The organism is Sphingopyxis sp. H050, assembly GCF_001468265.1.
Lineage (GTDB): Bacteria > Pseudomonadota > Alphaproteobacteria > Sphingomonadales > Sphingomonadaceae > Sphingopyxis.
In genome coordinates this window covers 1-19,611 of record NZ_LNRZ01000017.1, presented here as the reverse complement: position 1 = coordinate 19,611, position 19,611 = coordinate 1, and the positions used below count along the sequence as shown (strand labels likewise).

19 protein-coding genes, 1 pseudogene and 1 riboswitch are annotated in these 19,611 nt (G+C 64.2%); of the genes and pseudogenes, 1 reads left to right on the top strand and 19 read right to left on the bottom strand.

Annotated features, from left to right (window positions below):
• Nucleotides 1–11: 11 nt before the first annotated feature.
• The 8 genes from bluB to ATE67_RS20555 are packed head-to-tail and all read right to left on the bottom strand — an operon-like array spanning nt 12 to nt 6,414.
• Complete coding sequence (gene bluB / locus ATE67_RS20590) at nt 12–659, bottom strand: 5,6-dimethylbenzimidazole synthase (RefSeq protein WP_081095568.1); 648 nt, start codon at nt 657–659, stop codon at nt 12–14.
• Nucleotides 656–1,282, bottom strand: coding sequence for a cob(I)yrinic acid a,c-diamide adenosyltransferase (gene cobO, locus ATE67_RS20585; RefSeq protein WP_039330652.1), 627 nt, complete (start codon nt 1,280–1,282; stop codon nt 656–658). Before cobO ends, bluB begins: the two co-directional genes overlap by 4 nt.
• A complete protein-coding gene (gene cobF / locus ATE67_RS20580) occupies nt 1,272–2,036 on the bottom strand; it encodes a precorrin-6A synthase (deacetylating) (protein WP_039330650.1) in 765 nt (254 codons plus the stop codon). Before cobF ends, cobO begins: the two co-directional genes overlap by 11 nt.
• Nucleotides 2,033–2,755, bottom strand: coding sequence for a uroporphyrinogen-III C-methyltransferase (cobA, locus tag ATE67_RS21235; protein ID WP_039330647.1), 723 nt, complete (start codon nt 2,753–2,755; stop codon nt 2,033–2,035). Before cobA ends, cobF begins: the two co-directional genes overlap by 4 nt.
• Complete coding sequence (locus tag ATE67_RS20570) at nt 2,752–4,065, bottom strand: cobyrinate a,c-diamide synthase (RefSeq protein WP_039330645.1); 1,314 nt, start codon at nt 4,063–4,065, stop codon at nt 2,752–2,754. Before ATE67_RS20570 ends, cobA begins: the two co-directional genes overlap by 4 nt.
• On the bottom strand, nt 4,062–4,847 hold the full coding sequence (gene cobM / locus ATE67_RS20565) for a precorrin-4 C(11)-methyltransferase (protein WP_039330643.1): 786 nt from the start codon (nt 4,845–4,847) through the stop codon (nt 4,062–4,064). The genes ATE67_RS20570 and cobM overlap by 4 nt, the downstream gene beginning before the upstream one ends.
• A complete protein-coding gene (locus ATE67_RS20560) occupies nt 4,844–5,209 on the bottom strand; it encodes a cobalamin biosynthesis protein (protein WP_039330641.1) in 366 nt (121 codons plus the stop codon). The genes cobM and ATE67_RS20560 overlap by 4 nt, the downstream gene beginning before the upstream one ends.
• The gene (locus ATE67_RS20555) at nt 5,206–6,414 is read right to left on the bottom strand and encodes a bifunctional cobalt-precorrin-7 (C(5))-methyltransferase/cobalt-precorrin-6B (C(15))-methyltransferase (protein ID WP_039330640.1); all 1,209 of its coding nucleotides are present in this window, start codon (nt 6,412–6,414) and stop codon (nt 5,206–5,208) included. Before ATE67_RS20555 ends, ATE67_RS20560 begins: the two co-directional genes overlap by 4 nt.
• Here ATE67_RS20555 and ATE67_RS20550 point away from each other — a divergent pair.
• The gene (locus ATE67_RS20550; RefSeq protein WP_039330637.1) at nt 6,413–7,174 is read left to right on the top strand and encodes a cobalt-precorrin-6A reductase; all 762 of its coding nucleotides are present in this window, start codon (nt 6,413–6,415) and stop codon (nt 7,172–7,174) included. The two genes, ATE67_RS20555 and ATE67_RS20550, sit on opposite strands and share 2 nt — an antisense overlap.
• On the opposite strand, the gene cobJ is transcribed toward ATE67_RS20550, so the two are convergent.
• The 11 genes and pseudogenes from cobJ to ATE67_RS21230 all read right to left on the bottom strand — a co-directional run.
• On the bottom strand, nt 7,138–7,914 hold the full coding sequence (gene cobJ / locus ATE67_RS20545) for a precorrin-3B C(17)-methyltransferase (RefSeq protein WP_039330635.1): 777 nt from the start codon (nt 7,912–7,914) through the stop codon (nt 7,138–7,140). The genes ATE67_RS20550 and cobJ overlap by 37 nt on opposite strands.
• Nucleotides 7,911–8,648 (bottom strand): precorrin-2 C(20)-methyltransferase, encoded by a 738-nt coding sequence (cobI, locus tag ATE67_RS20540; RefSeq protein ID WP_039330633.1) that lies wholly within the window; start codon nt 8,646–8,648, stop codon nt 7,911–7,913. Before cobI ends, cobJ begins: the two co-directional genes overlap by 4 nt.
• Entirely contained in the window at nt 8,645–9,274 is a 630-nt protein-coding gene (locus ATE67_RS20535) for a precorrin-8X methylmutase (RefSeq protein ID WP_039330631.1), read from the bottom strand. Before ATE67_RS20535 ends, cobI begins: the two co-directional genes overlap by 4 nt.
• Nucleotides 9,274–10,401 carry a cobalamin biosynthesis protein CobG gene (locus ATE67_RS20530; protein ID WP_039330629.1) on the bottom strand — a complete coding sequence of 376 codons (1,128 nt, stop codon included), beginning with the start codon at nt 10,399–10,401 and terminating at the stop codon, nt 9,274–9,276. The genes ATE67_RS20535 and ATE67_RS20530 overlap by 1 nt, the downstream gene beginning before the upstream one ends.
• On the bottom strand, nt 10,398–13,676 hold the full coding sequence (cobN, locus tag ATE67_RS20525; RefSeq protein WP_039330627.1) for a cobaltochelatase subunit CobN: 3,279 nt from the start codon (nt 13,674–13,676) through the stop codon (nt 10,398–10,400). Before cobN ends, ATE67_RS20530 begins: the two co-directional genes overlap by 4 nt.
• Nucleotides 13,677–13,684: 8 nt before the next feature.
• Nucleotides 13,685–14,722 carry a cobalamin biosynthesis protein CobW gene (cobW, locus tag ATE67_RS20520; RefSeq protein ID WP_039330625.1) on the bottom strand — a complete coding sequence of 346 codons (1,038 nt, stop codon included), beginning with the start codon at nt 14,720–14,722 and terminating at the stop codon, nt 13,685–13,687.
• 181 nt (nt 14,723–14,903) lie between these two features.
• Nucleotides 14,904–15,134, bottom strand: a riboswitch (cobalamin riboswitch).
• An 89-nt stretch (nt 15,135–15,223) separates the two neighbouring features.
• Nucleotides 15,224–16,204 carry a DUF6925 family protein gene (locus tag ATE67_RS20515; RefSeq protein ID WP_052241778.1) on the bottom strand — a complete coding sequence of 327 codons (981 nt, stop codon included), beginning with the start codon at nt 16,202–16,204 and terminating at the stop codon, nt 15,224–15,226.
• Nucleotides 16,201–16,983, bottom strand: coding sequence for an ABC transporter ATP-binding protein (locus ATE67_RS20510; protein ID WP_052241777.1), 783 nt, complete (start codon nt 16,981–16,983; stop codon nt 16,201–16,203). The genes ATE67_RS20515 and ATE67_RS20510 overlap by 4 nt, the downstream gene beginning before the upstream one ends.
• Complete coding sequence (locus ATE67_RS20505; RefSeq protein ID WP_039330624.1) at nt 16,980–17,966, bottom strand: FecCD family ABC transporter permease; 987 nt, start codon at nt 17,964–17,966, stop codon at nt 16,980–16,982. Before ATE67_RS20505 ends, ATE67_RS20510 begins: the two co-directional genes overlap by 4 nt.
• On the bottom strand, nt 17,963–18,754 hold the full coding sequence (locus ATE67_RS20500; protein ID WP_160328032.1) for an ABC transporter substrate-binding protein: 792 nt from the start codon (nt 18,752–18,754) through the stop codon (nt 17,963–17,965). The genes ATE67_RS20505 and ATE67_RS20500 overlap by 4 nt, the downstream gene beginning before the upstream one ends.
• Before the next feature lie 113 nt (nt 18,755–18,867).
• A pseudogene (locus tag ATE67_RS21230) lies at nt 18,868–19,503 on the bottom strand (TonB-dependent receptor domain-containing protein); the annotation flags it as partial.
• Nucleotides 19,504–19,611: the final 108 nt, after the last annotated feature.

Genomic DNA, 19,611 nt, shown 5'->3' with positions numbered 1-19,611 from the left:
TAGATTGGGGGTCATCGGTCGAACACTCGGTTGGTCACAGGTTCCCGGGCTTGCCAGCCCCGCCGCTCCAATTCGGGTGTCTGGGACGGGTCCTGGGGGTATCCGAAGCACAGCAGTGCAATCAGCGACCAGTCGGCGGGTACGTCCAGCAAGGCGCGGATGACACCGGGCTCGAGGATCGATACCCATCCGACGCCAATGCCGCGGAGCCTTGCCGCCAGCCAGAGTGTGTGGATCGCCAGCACGCATGAATAGCGCAACATCTCCGGCATACTGACAATGCCAAGTCCATGGCCTGCTTTGGGCTGCTCATCACAGAACACCACGATCAGTTCCGGGGCTTCGCGAAGGCCATGCAGCTTGAGCGAACGATACAGTTCCTGCCGGGCTTGGCAGGCATATTGCTGCGCTGCTTGTGCGTTCTGTGCATCGACATGGTCGGCCAGCGCCTGACGAAGGGTGGATGAACGCACGCGCACGAACCGCCAGGGCTGCGCATTCCCGACCGAAGGCGCGAGGGAGGCACACTCCAGCAGCGCACACATCTCCTCTTCCGCGACAGCACGGGCTTCGAAGTGCCGCACATCGCGTCGCCAGCGCAGCAGCTGCGCAAATCGAGCCGCGAACTCGGCATCGAACTGGGGCGGCAGATCGCTCAGAACTCGATCCCTGCCTGCGCCTTCACGCCCGAGCGGAAAGGGTGCTTGATCATGGTCATCTCGGTGACGAGATCGGCCGCCTCGATCAGTGCATCGGGCGCATTGCGTCCGGTGACGATGACATGTTTCATCTCGGGTTTCGCGGCAAACGCCTTAAGAACCTCATCCAAGGGCAGGTAGTCATACCGAAGGACGATGTTGAGTTCGTCGGCTACCACCATCTGGTAAGCCGGATCGGCGATCATGCGGCAGACTTCATCCCAGGCAGTACGTGCCGAAGCGATATCGCGTGTCCGGTCTTGCGTATCCCAGGTGAAACCTTCACCCATCGGCTTGAACTCGACATTTTCCGGGAAAGCGTCGAACACCGTCTTTTCGCCTGTCGCCATCGCGCCCTTGACGAACTGGACGACCCCGACCTTCATGCCATGTCCTATTGCGCGCACGACCATACCGAGTGCAGCGCTTGTCTTGCCCTTGCCCGTGCCAGTGTGAACGATCAGCAGCCCCTGCTCGCGGGTCTTGGTGGCCATCATGGTGCTACGCGCAGCCTGGATCTTGCGCATTTTCTCGGCATGGCGCGCATCTGCGCTTGCAGCTTCTTCTTCGCGGTCAGCAGGCATCGGCTCGTTCCTTTCGCATCAGGTAGACATCCATGATCCAGCCGTGGCGAGCGCGCAGTTCCGCGCGGCGCGCGGCAATCTGCGGCGCAGAATCGGCAAGTGGCCCATGCACCAGTGCTTCTTGCGACATGCCCAGATAGGCACCCCACCAGATCGTGATGCCAGCAGGATCGAGGACTTCGAAGGCGCAGCCGGAATCGAGCATGACGACGATCGTGTGCACTCCCAGCGGCCAGCCTTCCCGGCGCAACCTGCGGCCGGTGGTGATCGTGACAGGTTCGGCCAAGGCGTTCAGCGGGATGGCGTGAGCAGCCGTAAGAGCCTGAATGCTGGTGATACCGGGTTCGACGCGAACAGTTAGGTCGACCCCAGCCGTCCGGAGCCGATCGGCAATACGCAGTGTGCTGTCGTAAAGCGACGGATCGCCCCACACGAGCAGCGCGACCCGCCCACCATCAGGAAGGTGAACTGCTATCTGCTCTGCCCAAATCGCTGCAATCGCATCGTGCCAATCGTCGACGGCCTGCGTGTAGTCGCCATCCTGTCGGCGAACGGGCATGTCGAACTCGGCCATGCGGACCGGTGAGGCCAATGCGGCGCCACAGATGGAGTGGCGCAGGTCCAGGAGATCTGATTTGGCATCGCCTTTGCGGGGCAGCAGAATGAGATCGACCGCGTTGATTGTGCGTATTGCAGCACGCGTCAGGTGGTCGGGATTCCCGGTGCCTATGCCGATCAGATGGAGGTGGATCATGCCTCCTCCATCATGGGGCCGTAGATCACCAGTGCGGTTGCATCCGATCCGCCGTCGGCAAGTGACCGAGCAAGTCCGGCAATAGTGCTTCTGGTAAGTCTTTGGTCCGGTCGGCTAATGTTTTCTGCCAACAAGGCTGCAGTATCGTCCGCAAGTCCTGCCGCGACAAGCTGCGCAGCAAGCGCCGGAAATGTGCGCTTTGGCATGAAGACGACCGTTGTGGCACAAGGGTCGGCAAGCGCTGATAGATTGAGGTCTTCGGGTAAAGTGCCAGTCTTGCCATGTCCGGTTACGAACTGGACGCGTCTAGCGTGCTCGCGTCGTGTCAGTGGTATCGCGGCAGCTGCCGCTGCGGCGGTCGCCGAGCTGACGCCAGGAATGATCTCGAACGAGATTCCCGCATGGCGAAGCGCCTCAATTTCTTCTTCGAGTCGGCCGAACAAGCCAGCATCTCCCGATTTGAGCCGGATGACATGCTTCCCGGCCAGGGCATGGTCCACCAGAAGACGGCTGACTTCGGCCTGACTTGGAGATGGCCGACCGGCGCGCTTGCCTACCGCTACCAGTTCAGCGTCATCGCGCGCGCGGGCCAGGATCGGTCCCGCAGCCAGATCATCAAACAGGACCACCTGCGCTGTCTCAAGACGAGAAACGGCTTTAAGGGTCAGCAGCTCGGGATCGCCAGGGCCCGCACCCACAAATGATACGAACCCTTTCACGATGCGTTCGCGATCATGTGGAAGAAGGTTCCGGTCACGCGGCCGCGATACGAGCCTGTTTCGGCAACCGCGACGCCATCTGCATCGGTTACACATGCCAGCGCTGCGTCTGTCTGCTCGAGGATCGTCGAGTAGTGGAACTCGTGGCCGCGCAGTCTTTTGCCTTTGGCCAGTCCGGCTATCGGTGCCAGCAGTTCGGCCTGGCGATAGCCGAGATGCATCTTGCGCTGTGCATAGCTGGTAACAAGCCCCAGCAGGCCGGCCATACGATGCCGTTCTCCCGACTTGTCCACCAAGGCCTCGCCCAGAACCATGTAGCCGCCGCATTCGCCGTGGACCGGGCGGGTCTTGGCGTGATGGCGCAGGCCGGTCAGGAAGTTCGTCGCTGCAGCGATGGTCCCTGCGTGCAATTCCGGATAGCCGCCCGGCAGCCAGACAAGATCGGCATCGCGGGCAGGGGCCTCGTTTGCCAATGGCGAGAAGGGCATGATCTCCGCGCCAGCCCGCCGCCAACCTTCGAGCACATGGGGATAGACGAAGGAAAAGGCGGGATCGCGGGCGATGGCAATCCGCTGGGCAGGGGGAAGCGGCAGTTGGCCGGGGGCCGGAGGCGGGGCGCTGTTGCTGCTGGCGGCATGGCGGATGGCATTCAGATCGACATTTGCACGCAGAAATGCGGCATAGTCCGATATCGCCCGCTCGAGATCGGGATGCTCGACAGCCTGGACCAGACCGAGATGGCGTTCTGGCAGGGTGAGATCGCCGCGCCGGGGCAGGGCACCCAGCACAGGCATGCCTATCGCTTCCATCCCCCGGCGCACCAGCCGTTCATGGCGGGGACTGGCCACCCGGTTCAGGATCACGCCTGCAAACGGCAGCGTGTCATCCAGATGCTTGAAACCGAGCGCCGTTGCAGCGGCGGATTGGGCTTGTCCGGACACGTCCAGCACCAGCACAACCGGCCAGCCCATTGTCCGTGCAATGTCCGCACTGGCGCCATTGCCAACGGCACCCCGGCTCGCGACACCATCGAAAAGGCCCATCGAAGCCTCGGCAAGCACCATGTCCGCGCCAACAGCCTCTCCCGCGATTGCAGCGATCAGCTCGCCATTCATGGCCCAAGTATCGAGGTTGAACGACGCACGGCCGCAGGCGGCGCGGTGAAAGGCGGGATCGATATAGTCGGGACCGCTCTTGAAGGGCTGGACCACCGCGCCGTCTTCAACCAGCGCTCGCAGCAGGCCCAGCATGACCGTAGTCTTGCCCGTTCCCGATGCCGGAGCGGCGATCATCAGGCCTGAAACGCTCATTCCCCGGCTCCTGCAAAGCGCGAGCTCGCATCCTGTGGGCGGAAGCGCCGGTCGTAGCCGTGGGCGTAGAGGCTGCTTTGTGCGAAGTCCTCCGCCCCCAGCACCCGTCCGACAAGGATCAGCGCGGTTCGTTCCATGCTGCCGGCGATGGCTGTTTCGACGGTGTCGAGGGTGGCCCGGACGATCCGCTGGTCGGGCCAGCTGGCGCGCCAGACGACCGCAACGGGGCAATCCGCGCCATAGGCGGGAGCAAGATCGGCCACGACCCGCGCGAGGTTGTGGATCGATAGATGGATAGCCAGAGTCGCGCCCGTCACAGCGAAATTGGCGAGGCTCTCGCTCTGCGGCATCGCGCTGGCCCGCCCTGGCGTGCGCGTGAGTACCAGCGACTGGCCGAGCTCGGGCAAGGTCAGTTCGGCTTCCAGAGCCGCCGCTGCCGCCGAGAAGGCGGGAACACCCGGCGTGACCGTAAACGGAATGTCCAGTGCGCGCAGGCGGCGCAATTGTTCGCCCATTGCCGACCAGACGGACAGGTCGCCCGAATGGAGGCGGGCAACATCGCACCCTGCGGCGTCAGCCTCCGCTATCTCGGCGATGATCTCGTCCAGCGTCATGGGCGCGGTGTTGACGATGCGGGCACCGGGCGGACAGTGATCGAGTACAGCCACGGGAACCAGCGAACCGGCATAGAGGCAGACCGGGCTGGCGGCGATCAGGTCGCGCCCTCGCAGGGTCAAAAGATCGGGTGCGCCGGGGCCGGCGCCGATGAAGTGGACGGTCATGGCTGTGATCCTTCGGCAATGGCGCAGCTGGCCATGCGATCGGGCGAGATGTGGCGCGTGCGCAAAAGGCGGGCGCCCGGACCAGCGGCGACCAGCGCGCAGGCTTCTGCGACACTGCCGGTCGCGCGTGCCTTCAGGCTGGCGGCAGAGCTGGTGGGCGTAGGCGTGGTGGACAGGGACGCCGATGGGATGCCGGTCATCGGCAGTCCCAGTGCCTCTGCAAGCGGTACCAACGCAGACGTCTTGTCGATGGCGGTCGCCAAATGGGTTATAGGGGGCAGCCCGTCCTGCGCCAGTTCCAGCGCCGCCCGCAGCGAAGCGAGGCCTGCGCCGCGCCGAAAGCCGAAGCCAGCCACGATCATAGCGTGACGCTCCACTGTACCACGGGATAGCGCCCCTTCCAGCCATGCCGCTGGCCAAGGGGCACGGCATCGGCCAGTTCGATCCGCAGCAGACTGCCGCCCTTTGCGCCATGCCAACGGGTAAGAGCGGCTTCAGATTCAAGGCTCACGGCGTTCGCCACCAGCCGCGTTCCATCAGGCAGCCGGGCCCAGAGGGCATCGAGCAGCGGGTCGGACAAGCCGCCACCGATGAACACAGCATGCGGATGGGGGCCTTCCGGCAGGCCTTCGGGCATCCGGGCATTGATCACATCCAACCGGTCTACACCCAGAGCCTTGGCGTTTGCGCGGGCGCGGCCGGCCCGTAGCGGATCGGCTTCGAACGCGGTCGCCCGGTTGGCGGGATGAGCCAGCAGCCATTCGATCGCGATTGACCCAGAACCCGTGCCGATATCCCAGAGCCATTCACCGGCACGCGGGGCGAGGGCCGAGAGGGTCAGGGCGCGCACCGGGGCCTTGGTGATCTGTCCGTCGTGATCGAACCACGCATCCGGTCTGCCGGATGTGACGGGCAGGACATTGCCTGAACCGGCGAACGCGATGCCCACGGCAACGGGATGGGCAATGTCTGCGAACGGCAGGGCTTGCGCGGTCGTCACGCGGAGGCGTTCATGGGGGCCGCCCAGCGCTTCCATCACATGAAGCGTCGATGGGCCGAAGCCCTTGCTGGTCAGATATTGCGCCGCCGTGGCAACGGCATCGCCATCGCGCAGCAGGACAATGGCGCGCTGGGCGGGTGCGATATGGGGGCACAAGCGGTCCAGCGGCGCTGCGTGCAGGCCGAGGCAGGCCGTTTCCTCGATCGGCCAGCCCAGCCGGGCGGCAGCAAGGCTGAAGGTCGATGGCGCGGGGTGCGCAACCCATTCCGCCGGACCGAGATGGCGCGCAAGGCTTGCGCCTGCGCCGAACCAGAACGGATCGCCCGATGACAGCATGACCACCCGCCGCCCGCGATGCGCCAGCAGTTCGGCTATGCCGTCGGCAAAGGGAACTGGCCATTTGAAGACCGCGCAGGTAAGCGCGGGAAGCAGCGCTAGATGGCGCGCCGATCCCATGACCAGTTCGGCCCTGGCCAGCGCGGCCCGGCCCGCTGAGCACAGGCCGTCCACGCCGTCTTCACCGATGCCGATGATCGTCAACCATGCGCGAGGGTCCATGTCAGCCATGCCGAATGTTCTCCTGCTTGGCGGAACAACCGAAGCGAGCGCACTGGCGCGCCTGCTTGCGGCAGCGCAGGTTGCGACGACACTCAGCTACGCGGGCAGGACCGACAACCCGCGGCCACAGCCGGTGCCGATCCGCGTCGGCGGCTTTGGTGGGGTGGCGGGGCTTGTGGCCTATCTCCAAGACCATCGCATCACGCATCTGGTCGATGCGACGCATCCCTTTGCCGCGACTATGAGCGCACATGCCATAAAGGCCGCGCGGATTGCCGGGATTGCCCATATCGCCTTGACCAGACCCGCATGGGAGGCCGGGTCGGGCGATCGCTGGACATGCGTGAGAGACACTGCCGCTGCGGTGGCCAAACTTGCGGGCACGCCGCGCCGCATCCTGCTCGCGCTGGGCCGAATGCATGTGGAAGCCTTTGCCGCACAGCCGCAGCATCACTACCTGCTGCGCTTTGTTGACCCTCCGGCTGCGCCCCCAGGCCTGCCCTCCCACGACCTTGTCATCGATCGCGGGCCGTTTACGGCTGAAGGTGATCGGCTGCTGATGCAGTCTCACATGATCGACCTTGTTGTGTGCAAGAACGCCGGTGGCACGGGCGCCGAGGCAAAGCTTGTCGCTGCGCGCCAGCTCAAGCTTCCGGTCGTGATGATCGACCGCCCGGTGATCGGTGACCGGATCGAGGTCTGTCGCGCAGAAGATGTGCTGGAATGGCTTGGTCATGAGGCCACTTCCGCAACGGACCGGGGCGTATAGAGGATAGGGCCTGCCGCACGTTCGATGATCCGCGTCCGGCTTGATCCCACGATCACCGTGGTGCGCATGTCGGCCATTTCATCGTGCGCCTTGCCCAGCGGCACGATGCGCAGATCTTCCTGCGGCGTTGTGACGGCGCGGGCAAACAGCATCGGGCGATCATCGCCGCACAGCTCCTTCAATAAGGCCAGCGCACGGGCGAAGCCTTCGGGACGTGCCTTCGAGCGGGGGTTGTAAAGCGCCAAGGCAAAGTCCGCCTCCACGGCCAGCCGCAGCCGCTTTTCGATCATGGCCCAGGGTTTCAGGTTGTCGGAAAGATTGATCGCGCAAAAATCGTGACCCAGCGGTGCCCCGGCCCGTGCACTGGCGGCCAGCATGGCGGTGATGCCCGGCAGCACCCTGATATCCAGCGTCCGCCAGCGGGAAGGACCTGCCTCAAGCGCTTCGAATACCGCCGAGGCCATCGCGAACACCCCCGGATCACCTGACGATACGACAACGACCCTGCGGCCCTGCGCCGCAAGATCGAGCGCCAGAGCGGCGCGGTCGAGCTCCACCCGGTTGTCCGAGGGGTGAAGCGTCAGGCCTTCGCGTGCAGCTATCCGGGCGACATAGGGAATGTACCCGATCACGTCCGTAGCCCCGGCCAGCGCGGCGGTGACTTCGGGTGTGACGAGTGCCTCGTCTCCTGGTCCCAGACCGGCGATTGCTAGCCAACCCTTGTCCTTTTCCCCGGTCATGGTCGCCTCCCCTGACCATGGATCAGCAGGATCGAGAAATAGGGGGTCACCGCCTCAGCCTCGGCCAGCATGGTGACGCGCTGTCCGGGCATCGCTGCGTGTTCGACCAGCCATGCCGCATCCATGCGCCCGGCGGCTGCCACGGCGCGGCGAAGCTTGGGCAGGTTCCGACCGATCTTCATCACCACCAGCGCGTCAGTCTCGCGGATCCGGCGGGCAAGCTCGGCTTCCGGCAGCGTGGCCATGACCACGGTCATCACATCATCGCCCCAGGTGATCGGCAGGTCCGTCGCGGTCCAGGCGCCAGACATGCCCGTGATGCCAGGGACGACTTCCACCGGTATGCGGCCTGAAAGGCGGGCATGGAGGTGCATGAAGGAGCCGTAGAAGAACGGGTCGCCCTCACACAGCACGACGACGTCCTCACCCTGCTGCGAAATCGCTGCAAGCCGCTCCGAACAGTGCGTGTAGAACGCCGACAGGCAGGCATTGTAGCGAGGATCGGATACCGGGATTTCGGTGGTTACCGGATATTCCATCGGAAACTCGATCACGTCAGCGCGGAGCATCCCTTCCACGATGCGCCTTGCCTGGCCGGGCCGCCCAGCCTTGCGGAAATAGGCGACGTGGTGCGCCGTGCGTACAAGCCGGTCGGCGCGCACGCTCAGCAGGTCTGCCGCACCCGGACCAAGCCCGACACCGTGAATGGTGCCGATGTTCGTGCCGGCGTTCATTCGGCCGTACTCGCCAGCGCGTTGATGGCCGCCACGGTGATGGCACTGCCGCCAAGGCGGCCCTCGACGACGCAGCAGGGTGCAGGAGGAGCGGCCCAGAGGGCAGCCTTGGATTCAGCTGCTCCCACGAAGCCCACCGGACAGCCGATGATCGCCGCAGGGCGTGGGCAGGCGGGGTCTTCCAGCATGTTCAGCAGATGAAACAGCGCGGTTGGTGCATTGCCGATCGCCACGACCGCACCCGCCAGAATGGGCCGCCACAGTTCCAGCGCGGCAGCGGATCGGGTGTTGCCGATCTTGCGTGCAAGGTCAGGCACCGCAGGATCTTGCAGCGTGCAGATGATTGCGTTGCTCCCGGGAAGCCGGGCGCGGGTGATCCCTTCAGACACCATCCGCGCATCGCACAGTATCGGCGCGCCGCCGGCCAGCGCAGCGCGTGCCGCATCGGCAAATCCCGACGAGAACCGGATATGCGCTGCAAGTCCGACCATCCCGGCCGCATGGATCATCCGCACTGCCACCTGCTCTTCGCCTGGCGCGAAAGGGGAGAGATCGGCTTCGGCGCGGATCGTGGCAAACGACTGGCGATAGATCGCTGCCCCGTCGGTTTCATAGACATGGGGCATCAGACGGCTCCAAAATGCGCGAGGATTTCGCTGGCGCTCAAGCCGGAGCGGGACGGAGGCGATCCGGCTTTGCCAGCAAGGACCAGATCGAACCTGCCGTTGCGTCCGGTCAGCGTGACATCGGCCACCTGCGAGCAGGCGCAGCCTTTGGCACAACCCGAAACGTGCAGCCGTCCCGAGACATAGGGCGCAAGTCGGCGCGCAAGCGCACGGGTTTCAACCGTCGCCTGTGCGCACAATGGTGCGCCCGGGCAGGCTTCCACATGGGGCAGCGGATCAGGTTTAGCGCCGGTGGACGGGTGGGTCCGGGCAGCCGCCGCCCCCTCGATCAACAGCCGCCGCCACGGTGTTGTTCGCAGTCCAGAAGCAGAACCGGATTCGAGCAGGATGGCGAGCTCCGAAGCCTCTATCAGCCCGAACGCCAGCGCGATCGATGGATGATGTCCGGTGCCAAGCACATGGCCCGGTTCAGCCATTGCAGGCGCGATCGCACCTTTTGCCCATGCGGGAAGTTCCGCATCCCAACGGGCCATGCGCCCGGCTGCGGCGGCGCCGCTCGCGGCGAACCAGTGAGCGAGAGCGATCAGGGCGTCCGCTTCCGTGCCTGGAGACAGGCTTGATCCGGTGAGGCAACCATCGGCGCGAAGGATGAGGCTGCCGTCCGTGCCGCGTTCGACACGGAAATCGCCGGATGCGCCGGTCAGCACAGCGGCAGGGCCGGCATCGATGACGAACCCGACCTTGCCGGGAAGATCGGGCCATTCGCCTATCCGGGCCAGCAGGGCGTTGGCGATGCGGTGGGTGTCGTCGTTCTCCTGCCAGTCGGGCGCGACAAGGACGTTGCGCCGCGCTTCGAGTGCAGGCTCGGGCTGCACTAATTCCAGCGCAATCAGCCTTTGGATCAGCAAGGGCCAGCGATCTTGGGCAACGCCGCGAATCTGCAGATTGGCGCGCCGCGTCAGGTCGATCAGCCCGCTGCCGCAGGTGGCGGCCGCATCGCAAAGGGCCAGCGCCTGCTCCCGTGTCAGCCGCCCGAGCCGGGGTTTGACCCGCACCAGTAGGCCGTCGCCGGATATCATCGGGTGCCATGCGTCCGGGCACCAGCCCTTGACGGCAAATCCGGTCATGGTGCCTCCCGCAGGCTGGCCAGGATGGAATTTCGCCGGGTGCGCCAGAGGCCCGCGGCATGCAGCGCGGCAAAGCGCGCTTCCATCGCCGCCAGTGCATCGGGATTTTCGCGTTCGAGGAAGGCGCGAACTTCGGACTGGCCGAGCGTTGCCTCGTGATAAAGGTCGATCAGCTGCGGCGGCACGCTGCCGGAAAGATGTGCGAAAGCGCCAAGATGGTCCAGCGTCGCGGCCAGTTCCGCGCCCCCACGAAAGCCGTGGCGCATCATTCCTGCGATCCAGCCTGGATTGGCGGCTCGGGCACGGACCACGCGGGCAATTTCTTCGGTCAGCGTGCGGGCCGCCGGGTTGTTCGGGTCCCGATTGTCGAGATGATAGAGTGCGGCCTTGCCTCCGACAATCGCCTGGGCTGCGGCAAAGCCTGCCTCGTGCCCGGCATAGTCCGCGGCCAGCAAGAGGTCGGTTTCAGGCAGGTCCTGCAGGTGGACGAAGGCGTCCGCGCTGGCCACTCGCAGACGGATGCCATCGGGGTCAGCCTCGCTTCCCGTGCTGGAATCGGAAACGCTATCCAGCGCGTGGTCGGAGGCTGCCAGCCATGCTTCGCCCGCCGCACGCCGGGCATCATCGGTATAGGTTTCGGCCGCGTCTCCGATCCCGAGTCCATACCGGCCCGGACGCGGACCATAGACGCGCGGCGCTGGGGCCAAGGCAACGAAAGGGTTCCAGTCGGCGGGTTCGTCCCTGGTGCACAGCGCCCGGACGGCCTGACCGAACAAGGCGGGCAGGGTGGGAAAGGCATCACGAAACAGGCCCGAAACGCGCAGCGTTACATCGAGGCGAGGGCGGTCGAGCATGGCGAGTGGGAGAATCTCAACCCCCGTCACGCGCTCTGAAGCCATGTCCCACATCGGCTTTGCCCCCAGAAGGTGCAGCGCCATCGCAAACTCTTCACCAGCCGTGCGCATGGTGGCCGAACCCCACAGATCCACCACAAGGCCACGCGGGTAGTCGCCGTGATCCTGCAGATGGCGGCGGAGCAGCTCCTCGGCGAGCACGACGCCCTGTGCATGCGCTGCGCGCGAAGGTACTGCGCGCGGATCGATCGTGTAGAGGTTGCGTCCCGTCGGCAGCACATCGGTTCGTCCGCGATGGGGCGAGCCAGATGGTCCGGGAGCGATCCATCGGCCGTCCAGCCCAGCCAGAAGCCCGTTCCGCTCTGCCGCGCCCTGTTCACCGCGGCCGAAAACGTGGAGACCGTCACCGAACTGGCTGGCTTTCACATCGCAGACGAAGCGATCGATCCGGGTGATCGCTTCGACCAGAGTGGTGGCGGTATCAAGGCCGAGCTCTGCCTCCAGCCCCAGCGCGGCAGCTTCCTCGCGGATGGATTTCTGCAGACGGTCCCGGCGGGCAGGGTCCAGCCCGTCGGCATTGGAGAATTCGTCCAGCAAAGCCTCGATCCGGCCCAGCCCGGCGCCGCTTCCGGTCGGGACGAGCGGCGGCGGCACATGGCCGATGGTGACAGCACCGATGCGGCGCTTGGCCTGCGCTGCCTCGCCCGGATCGTTGACGATGAAGGGATAGATGACCGGCATCGCTTGTGTCAGCGCTTCGGGCCAGCAAGCGTCAGACAGCGCTACAGCCTTCCCCGGCAGCCATTCCAGCGTACCATGCGCGCCAACATGGACCAGCGCATCCGTACCCTGCTGGCCCAGCCACAGGTAGAAGGCGACATAGGCGTGCCGCGGGCAGCGCGAGAGGTCGTGATAGTCTGCATCGCGACTGATAGGCTCGCCCCGCTCGGGCTGAAGCGCCACCAGCACCTGGCCGAGCGTGAGCGCCGGGAAGCGAAATGCCCCATCGACAGCCAGCGGATCGTCTTCCGGCTCTCCCCATGCCGAGGCAAGGTCCTGCCGCAGCGTCTCGGGCAGGGCGGACATGGCAGTGCGATAGGCATTCAAAGGCCAGACCAGATGCTCGGTCGCCAGCTGCCTGGCAAGATCGGTGGGGCGGCTGACCTTGTACCCGGCCTCTGCCAGATCGGCGACAATCGCATCGACTGAGGCCAGCGCGTCAAGACCCACGGCGTGCGCCATCTGGTAGGCCTTGCCGGGGTAGGTCGACAGGATCAGGGCGACGCGGCGTTCGCATGCCGGCTTGCGGGCCAGCCCGATCCAGCGCGCCACGCGGTCGGCGACCGCTGCGATCCGGTTGTCATCGCCGCGGTGCGAATAGGGAGCGAAGCCGAGTGCCGGATCGCGTTCGCCCGCTTCCTTGAAGCTCGACACGCCTGCAAAGATGCGCCCGTCAATCTCGGGGAGTACGACATGCATGGCAAGGTCAGCCGGCGAGAGGCCACGCGATGTGCGCGCCCATCCTGCGCGCGGTGCGGTGGCAAGCGCGATCTGGAAGACCGGAACGCCCCCCCCGTCGAGCGGCGTTCCGCCATCCTCGCCCCGCGCTGAAAAAGCCGTGGCATTGACGATGGCTGCAGGCGCCAGCGAACGCACCCAGCGATCCACCTGTGCCCTGACCTCAGGGGGCTTGAGCGAGGGGACGAAGATCGAGAGCGCGTCAAAGCCGCGTTGTTCAAGCGCGGAATGAAGCGCGGCGATCGGGTGCAGGTCGTGTGCGGCGAGGTACGCACGGTAGAAGACGATCAGGATCAGCGGCCGATCCGCATTGGGCCTGAAGCTGGCAGGATCGATGATCCCGCAGGAGGGGTGCCATCCGCCAGTTGCCGGCAAAGCCGTGCATTGCGTCACAGTGCTGACGCCAAGCCCTGCGGCGTGCGCGAGAGCGGCCAGGGCCGCGCGCGCCGCTGCCGCGCCGCCCTCGTCACACAACTGGCAAAGCTTGGCCAGCGTGGCGGCAGGAAGCGTGGAGACACTGTCGAGGTGCCAATCCGGCCGACCATCGGCAGGCAGGACAGCAAGCGCAATCCCGCGCGATCGGGCGAGGGTCTCGACCTGTTGAAGGCCGTAGCTCCAATAGGGCGTGCCGCCGATCAGCCGGATCAGCACGGCCTTTGCCCCGGCCAATGTCTTTTCGATATAGGTGTCGACCGACAAAGGGTGGATCAGCGCGGCAAGATTGGCGAGCCGCAACGAAGGAAATGCCGGATCCGCCGCTTGCGCCTGGCGCCAGCCTTCCGCGAACGCACCAAGATCGCTGTCCGAGAAGGACAGGACGACAAGATCCGCAGGCTCCTGCCCCAGATCCTGTGGGATGGCCGTTTCCTCCATCCCATGCGTTTCGCGAAAGATGACGTGCACGGCCTAGCTTAGCCTGCCAGCACCGCGCGAATGGCAGGCTCGTCGATATCGTCATGCTCGGCGATGGCGACCAGGGTGGTCTGGCGCCGCTCATCGGGGCGCCATGGGCGGTCGTACTGGTGACGAACCCTCGACCCGACGGCCTGCACCAAGAGGCGCAAGGGCTTGCCAGTCACGGCAGCGTAGCCTTTTACCCGCAGGATGCGATGGTCGCGGGCGAGCGTTTCGATACGCGCCACCAAATCGGCGGGATCGGCAATCTCGCCGAGCGCGATGACGGTGCTGTCGAAATCGTCGTGCTCGTGATCATCCTCATTGTCGTGATGCGAGGGCCGGGCAGCGATATCGTCTTCGGCGGCAGCTCCAAGTCCAAGGATCACGCGAGGGTCGACAATCCCTTCGGCTATCTCGATCACAGGCACGGGGCGGGGTGCTTCGGCCGCAATGGCTGCCCTTGCGGCAGCGACTCCGTCAGGTCCGGCCAGATCAACCTTGGTCAGCAAAACGAGATCGGCGCAGGCAAGCTGGTCCTCGAAGACTTCGGACAGCGGGGTTTCGTGGTCGATCCCCGGGTCTGCGGCGCGCTGGGCCTCCAGCGCTGCAAGATCGGGGGCAAACCGTCCGGCAGCAACCGCTTCGGCATCGGCCAGCGCAAGGACGCCATCCACCGTGATGCGACTGCGGATTGCCGGCCAGTCGAAGGCCTTGAGCAAGGGCTTGGGCAGGGCCAGCCCTGATGTCTCGATCAGGATATGGTCAGGGCGCGGATCAAGCGCGAGCAGGCGCTCTACGGTGGGAATGAAATCGTCCGCCACGGTGCAGCAGATGCAGCCGTTGGCCAGTTCGACGATGTTTTCCGCCGGGCAATCGGGAATGGCGCAGGATTGTAGGATGTCCCCATCCACCCCCAGAGTACCGAATTCATTGACGACCACAGCCAATCGGCGTCCGCCAGCGTTGCGGATCAGGTGGCTGATCAGCGTGGTCTTACCGGCACCCAGAAAGCCGGTGATGATCGTGACGGGTACCTTTGACAGGTCCGACATGGCAGTTCCTCCGCGCGCCAGAGCGACACCGGGCAGGGCTTGCCGGACAGGTCCGGTCGGCGCGCGACAACGGGCTGGCGCGACAGACGCCCGAAACCACGCGGCCGTGCAGCCCCAGCCGCACAGCTTCGTCGCTCAGACGGAAGAGTACCGTGCCTTGGCCATCCCCTGGACCCGGGCAAGAGCGACCAGAGCGCCGGCAGGTCTCCTGGCTCGCGGGTCACAGCTTGATGCACGCCTTCCCAGATGCGCGTTCATGCGCGGTCCAGTGGCTTTTCCTGCACGCGCAGGAAAAATGTGCATCGCGCTATCCGCTTACAGTTGCAGGGACAGCCGCGGATTTGGGAGCTACGCTCCCGCACCGCATTCCCGATTAAGCCCCGTTGGGGGCACCGGCGCGATCATCGATGGCACGGGCAAACCCGCATCATCATTGAATATCTCTAGACCCAAACTTCGATCATGCCAATCAAAGTTCGCGCTGAAATTGCAGGCGCAACCTCACTGTTCCGTTTCATCGGTTTCAACGGGAGCGCGGTCGAACCAGACGCGCCAGGGACCCACGTGCTCGTGACCGGCAGCGGCAAGACGGCGCAGGACGATGCGGGCTTTCGTTCGGCCCCGCCGTGTGTCGGGCCAATCAAAGAATTCAGGGTTTGCGCCTTCAGCCACAGCGGTGCGGATATGTGCGTCCACGGCACGATCCTGATCAAGGCCAAAGCGTTCAAGCATAGGTGAAAAGGCGGTGTCCGTATCGGGCACGAAATCGTGCCGTTCACCCAGTGCGTTCCGCCAAGGTGAGCGAGGGTGAATGTTCAGGATCGACTGATAGCCATCCGGAATGGGGACGTTGGCGCCATGTGGCCGACCCTTCCCGATAAGCTTGGCAAGCAGATGGGTGTGCGGGCCTTCCGGCGATTTCCCATCCGGAGGCGGAATCGGTTGGAAGACTTCGATCCGTCCGGCAGGCGAGAGCATGACCCGGTGGGGCTGCGCACGCAGAACCTCGGCCATGACTGTTGGCGAAGACAGCAGGTCCTGACCTTCAAGAGCCTCGAGAGCCCCGATCAGCGCTTCGTCGTCAGTGCGGGCGCACATCCTTATGGTGCCGTTACAAACGCCCATGTCGAACAGGCGGCTCGACTGGTCTTCCCTGCGAATGGCGTCGGTATCGGCGCCCAAAGATACGACAGCCCGATCGACCGAACCAGTCAGAGGCGCGCAGAGCGCCATTGCATGACCCCAGCTTTCGCCATCAGAGGACAGGCTATCCCAGGCAAGGCATTCAAAGCTATCCGAATGCCTGATCCGCAAGGCACCGCGAGCGGTCACGATTTCGATATTGTCGCGGTCGTTTTGAACCGTGGCCGGCTCATCCTCGTCGCGAATGAATTCGCCGATCGCACCGAATGTGCCGATGCTCCAGCCATGGCCAGGGTCGCACGCGAGACGTGCCAGTTCGTCAAAGGAAATCTGGTTCATGATGATACCCCGGACTTGAGAAAGCGGACGGAAATGCCGTCCCCGTCACGAGATAACCGGACCGGAACGTCATAGAGCGAGGTGAGTAGGCTTTCGGTGACGACTTCGTGCGTCGGACCGTGTGCAAGCAATCGCCCATCGCGGATTGCGAGGATCGAGTCCGCGAAGGCCAAGGCCAGATCAAGATCGTGGATCGCCATGACAACCGTGCACCCGGCCGTGGTCCGGGCCTTGAGACGCTGGACGGCATCGATGGCATGGCGTGGATCCAGACCCGCGGTTGGTTCATCAACGATCAGAAGCGCTGGATCGCCGACAATCGCGCGGGCCAGCATTGCCCGCGCCAGTTCGCCACCCGACAATTGCGTGGCTGGCCGATCCCGCAAACCCAGCAGATCGCAGGCGAGCAGTGCATCGTCGATGGCGGGAAGCAGAGCGGACGGTATGGTGCCGAATGCTGGCAGCGCCGGAGTCAGCCCGAGCGCAACCACGCGCTCTACGGTGATCGGCCAATCAACCCCCGCACGTTGCGGCAGATAGGCACGCAACTTGGCAAGTTCCCGGCGGCCAAGGCGGTGGAGGTCCTTGCCATCGAGTTCGACCGAACCTTGCACCGGGCGTTTGAGGCCCGATGTGATGTCCAGCAAGGTGCTCTTGCCGGCGCCATTGGGGCCGATCACAGCAGTCAGATGGCCCGATGGAACACGCGCCGATATCCCGTCAAGGACCAGACGCTGCCCCCGGCGCGCCGAAACACCATGAAAGTGCAGCGCGCTCATGCGGTGCGTCTCCGGACATGAAGGACCAGCCACAGGAAGAACGGTGCCCCGATCAGGCTGATGAACACCCCGAGATTTAGCGGCATGCCCCGGAATACCAATGTGCGCGACGCGATGTCGGCGAGGGTTACCAGAACGGCTCCAACCAGCATGGCCGGGATGAGCACCTTGCCTGGACGATGGGCGACCAGAGGCCGGACAAGGTGAGGCGCAATCAGGCCTACGAAACCGATCGTTCCGGATACGGCGGTTGCGCCTCCGACGCCAAGGGCCGTACCGATCAGCGCCAGCATGCGCGTTCGTGAAACCGCAATCCCCAGGCTTTCAGCCTGCGCTTCACCCAATGCAAGAGCATCCAGAGCTCGGCCCGTCAGCAGAAGCATCGTACCCCCGGCAAGGATAAAGGGTGTGGCAAGGCGGACATGATCCCAGCTTCGATCGGCAAGCGAACCCATCAGCCAGGTCATGATCTCGTAAGCGGCATAAGGATTGGGGGAGAGGTTGAGCGCCAGACTGACGCCTGCACTGGCTATGCTGCTGACTGCTGCCCCGGCCAGGATGAGCGATAGGGTACCGCCTCCCCGCGCAAGGATGAAGGCAATGCCTGTGGTGACGAATGCACCTGTCAGACCAAACAGCGGAGCGGCAAGGGTAAAACTGGCGGCAAAGCCGAAATAGATGGCGATGACCGCACCGAGCGAGGCACCTGCCGAAACGCCCAGCAGGCCGGGGTCAGCCAGCGGGTTTCGCAACAGCCCCTGCATGACGGCACCCGAGAGGCCAAGGATGCCACCGATGGCCATCGAAAGGACAACCCGTGGCAGGCGGATCTGGGTGACGATCTGGCCAGCCAGATCCGCATGATCGAAAGCCAGCGCCTGAAACGCTTCGCGTGGTGTCAACCAGACGGAGCCAGCCAGCACCGAAGCGAAAGCGCTGGCGAGCAGACAACTGACCAGCATGGGAACAAGCCACCGGGTCATAGCGATTTCCCACCGGCAAAGGGAAGGGGAGAGCGGGCATGGAGAGCCGCTGAACGAAGTTCGTTGCGCAACTGCATCGCGGCTTCCGTCACCATCGGCGTTCCGCAAACGTAGTACGCCTGTCGGATCGTCAGCGTACGGTCACCGTCCCAGTAGCGACGGATTAGAGGGTGTCGCTCGACGTTTTCGCGAAGCCCCGGGCGGCGACCTACCCCGGCGCCTTTCACCAGCAGGGACGGAGCAGAAAGGAGCAGGATTTCGATATCCGGTTTGCCGTAGCTGCTCTTCTGCAGTGTGTTGGCAACATTGGTCGCACCGGCTGTCTTGAGCACAGTGTCATAGAGAGACCCCGTGCTTGCATTGAAGCCAGCACCATCCCACGCAGCCACTCGTAGCGGCGGGCCCGGATCGCGCGCAAGGTCGGCCAGTTGGCGGTCCATTTTTGCGATCAATTCCTCGCCGCGAGCGGGCTCTCCTACTGCCTTGGCGACCTGTCGGGTTATCTTGCGGATATCTTCGTAGGTTTCCGCATGATCGACCTCGATCATTGGAAACCCTAATCGCTTAAGCAGTCCGCGTGTTGCCGGCGTCGTAAATGCCCCGGCAATAACCAGGTCCGGCTTCTGGCGCAGGACCTCCTCCGACATTCCATGGTTGATGTCGACACGCGCAGCCTCGCGGAACATGAGGGAGCCGTCGGGATCGCGCGACAGCCAAGTGACCGACGCGATCCGCTCAGGTGGCAGCAATGCCAGGACAAGCTGATCCGTGCACTGGTTCATCGACATGACATGGACTGGCTTTGCTGCCGCCTGGCTGCGACTACCAGACGGCTCCGTGCAACCGGCCAGAGCCGGAAGCACGGAGATCATCCAAAGGAGGCAGAGCGCCTTGCGGAACATCAGAAGCGGACGCGAACGCCACCATAGCCTGCGCGGCCCGGAGTGGCGAAACTGAACACCTCTTCGTATTGCTCGTTGATGAGGTTTTCTACGCGCGCAAACAACGAAATGTTGGGGCGCAACTTGTATTCGGCATTCAGGTTAACCAGTACATATTCCCTCAGGGACACGCGCACCGGAATGAAGCTTGGATTTGTAAACGCGACATCGGTCTGACGCCCGTTGTAGCGCACTGTCAACGTACCCGAAAAGCGCTCATCCTTGCTGAACACTGTCGCGTTGAAACTGCCGATATGCTTGGGGCGACGCACCTCGACTGTGCCGTTTTCTCGCGCATGAAGCCATGTGTAGGCGGCGTCCAGCCTGATCTGGGGAATTGGACGGGCGGCAAGGGCCACCTCAATGCCATGCTGTTTCGACAAAGTTGCACGGTTTGATGGCGTCGCTATGAAGGTCGGAGCGGGGAAGGTCGTGAAAATTTCGTCCTTCAGGCGGCTATCGAAATAGGTCGCGCTTATGGTGGCCTTGCCATCGCTGAAGCTTTGCTCGATGCCGGCTTCCCACCCTTCCGACTTCTCGGGCCTCAGGTTAGGGTTGCCAATATAGCGGCCATCGGAAAATCCATAGAGCTCGAAATAGCCCGGTGTCCCCCGTCAGCACCAATGGCACAGATTTGAGGTTGTGATTTAAGGAGGGTTGGGGCTTCGTCGTAGTGACGAAGGAACGAAGATGAAGACCCAACC

Coding starts and splice junctions, on each gene's coding strand:
- cobO (WP_039330652.1), bottom strand. CDS start 1,282: ATGCCTGCTGACCGCGAAGAAGAAGCTGCAAGCGCAGATGCGCGCCAT.
- cobF (WP_039330650.1), bottom strand. CDS start 2,036: ATGATCCACCTCCATCTGATCGGCATAGGCACCGGGAATCCCGACCAC.
- ATE67_RS20570 (WP_039330645.1), bottom strand. CDS start 4,065: ATGAGCGTTTCAGGCCTGATGATCGCCGCTCCGGCATCGGGAACGGGC.
- cobM (WP_039330643.1), bottom strand. CDS start 4,847: ATGACCGTCCACTTCATCGGCGCCGGCCCCGGCGCACCCGATCTTTTG.
- ATE67_RS20560 (WP_039330641.1), bottom strand. CDS start 5,209: ATGATCGTGGCTGGCTTCGGCTTTCGGCGCGGCGCAGGCCTCGCTTCG.
- ATE67_RS20550 (WP_039330637.1), top strand. CDS start 6,413: ATGCCGAATGTTCTCCTGCTTGGCGGAACAACCGAAGCGAGCGCACTG.
- ATE67_RS20555 (WP_039330640.1), bottom strand. CDS start 6,414: ATGGCTGACATGGACCCTCGCGCATGGTTGACGATCATCGGCATCGGT.
- cobJ (WP_039330635.1), bottom strand. CDS start 7,914: ATGACCGGGGAAAAGGACAAGGGTTGGCTAGCAATCGCCGGTCTGGGA.
- cobI (WP_039330633.1), bottom strand. CDS start 8,648: ATGAACGCCGGCACGAACATCGGCACCATTCACGGTGTCGGGCTTGGT.
- ATE67_RS20535 (WP_039330631.1), bottom strand. CDS start 9,274: ATGCCCCATGTCTATGAAACCGACGGGGCAGCGATCTATCGCCAGTCG.
- ATE67_RS20530 (WP_039330629.1), bottom strand. CDS start 10,401: ATGACCGGATTTGCCGTCAAGGGCTGGTGCCCGGACGCATGGCACCCG.
- cobW (WP_039330625.1), bottom strand. CDS start 14,722: ATGTCGGACCTGTCAAAGGTACCCGTCACGATCATCACCGGCTTTCTG.
- ATE67_RS20515 (WP_052241778.1), bottom strand. CDS start 16,204: ATGAACCAGATTTCCTTTGACGAACTGGCACGTCTCGCGTGCGACCCT.
- ATE67_RS20510 (WP_052241777.1), bottom strand. CDS start 16,983: ATGAGCGCGCTGCACTTTCATGGTGTTTCGGCGCGCCGGGGGCAGCGT.
- ATE67_RS20505 (WP_039330624.1), bottom strand. CDS start 17,966: ATGACCCGGTGGCTTGTTCCCATGCTGGTCAGTTGTCTGCTCGCCAGC.
- ATE67_RS20500 (WP_160328032.1), bottom strand. CDS start 18,754: ATGTCGATGAACCAGTGCACGGATCAGCTTGTCCTGGCATTGCTGCCA.